This window comes from Mesorhizobium sp. M7A.F.Ca.CA.001.08.2.1 (genome assembly GCF_003998455.1).
GTDB classification, from domain to species: Bacteria; Pseudomonadota; Alphaproteobacteria; order Rhizobiales; family Rhizobiaceae; genus Mesorhizobium; species Mesorhizobium ciceri.
Genome location: NZ_RZPW01001135.1, coordinates 1 through 1,377, shown reverse-complemented (window position 1 = coordinate 1,377; position 1,377 = coordinate 1). Strand labels below are relative to the sequence as shown.

General features: G+C 65.2%; 2 protein-coding genes and 1 pseudogene. 2 read left to right on the top strand and 1 reads right to left on the bottom strand.

What is annotated here, in order from left to right; genetic code table 11:
- Positions 1–350: peptidoglycan-binding domain-containing protein (locus EN914_RS35535; protein WP_206527320.1), on the top strand; the 350-nt coding region annotated here is incomplete at its 5' end.
- 69 nt (positions 351–419) lie between these two features.
- Positions 420–767: a DUF1491 family protein gene (locus EN914_RS35530; RefSeq protein ID WP_013532655.1), complete on the top strand. Its 348-nt coding sequence runs from the start codon at positions 420–422 to the stop codon at positions 765–767.
- Here EN914_RS35530 and EN914_RS35525 read toward each other — a convergent pair.
- A pseudogene (locus EN914_RS35525) lies at positions 745–1,377 on the bottom strand (hypothetical protein); the annotation flags it as partial. The gene EN914_RS35530 and the pseudogene EN914_RS35525 sit on opposite strands and share 23 nt — an antisense overlap.

The following is a 1,377-nucleotide window of genomic DNA, read 5'->3' as shown; positions in this document are numbered from 1 at the left end:
CGCTTCTGCTCGATCAACTGGGCGCGACGCCGAAGACAGCTTCCGTCGTGCCCAGGCCGCAGCCGCGCCCGGATATGCCGGCCGCCGTTCCGGTGTCTTTGCAGACAGGTTCGGGACAGACAAATTCCGGGCAGGCGGATGCCGCGACGCAAGCGCCCGATGCCCGCATCGTCAAGATCCAGGCCGGGCTCAAGGCGTTCGGCAATGACGACATGCAGCTGGATGGTGTCGTCGGCGCGCGCACGAAGGCGGCGATCAAGGAATTCCAGTCGCTGTTCGGGCTGCCGCAGACCGGCGAGCCCGATGAGATCGTCTACGTCAAGATGCGCGAGATCGGCCTGACCAACTGACGGCCGAAACGACGGCTCGCCGAGCGGCGGAAATATCGATAGAGAACCGGCAGTTTCGGGAGCTCTCTCATGCGCGTCACATCGGATCTGTGGGTTTCGGCCCTGTTGCGCCGGATTTTCGGCGCCGGTGGATTTGCCGCCGTGGTCAAGCGTGGCGCGACCGAGGCCGGCGCTGTGTTCGTGCTGGCGCGGGGCAGGCTGGGTGAGGTTGCCCTGTTCGGGCCGGCGCCGCAGACAAGCTATGATTCGGCCAAGCCCGACGACCGGTTTTTCACTCTGCTCGGAGCTGGTGACGATCCCGCGGTGCTCGAAGCCAGGCTGGAACGGGAGAAAAAATTCGATCCCGACATCTGGGTGGTCGAAATCGAGGCCGGTGCCGTGCCCGTCGAGGAGCTTATTTCCGTGAAGACGCCCTGAGGCCGGAAGAAGCCGCCGCATCGTCGCTGTTCGAAGCGGTGCGTGTATCGCTGTTGGCAGGTGCTGCGCCGCGAACCACCCTTGAAAGGATTTCCGCTCTCCACGACCGCATCTTGTCCTGGGCCGCCTCGCGATGCAGCAGCCGGTAGCGGTCGAGGAAAGTCCGGATAGCCTGCGGGTGCGGGAACTGGCTGGGATAGACGGCAACCGTGACCAGGAAGGCCCTGTCTTCGCTGAGGTCGAGCGAGCGCAAGGCGACAAGCAGCGAGGCATAATTCTGGTTGGCGGTGAGCGACCGCGCGATCTCGAAATCGATGTCGAGTGCATCGGCGAGCGCGGTCTGGAAGAACGCGGCGTTTCCCGTCAGCGCTGTCTCGCGCAATTTCATATAGGTGTCGGCGCCCTTGAAAGGCTCGGCGGTCGCTGTCTTCTCGTCGCCGGTGCGCATCATCGAGCGCAGCCTGCGCCGTGCATTCTCGGCCGCGATGCCGAGTGTCTGTTCCCGGGCTGGCTCGCCGGAGGCGGTATCCGCGCTCGCTGGCGCGATCTTGTCTGCCCCAGCGGCGTTCGCATCCGGGTCCGGCGCGCGCACCAGGGTTGGCCTCTCGAG

Bases quoted from the DNA above. Each gene is read 5' to 3' on its own strand.
- EN914_RS35530 (WP_013532655.1), top strand. From the start codon at position 420: ATGCGCGTCACATCGGATCTGTGGGTTTCGGCCCTGTTGCGCCGGATT.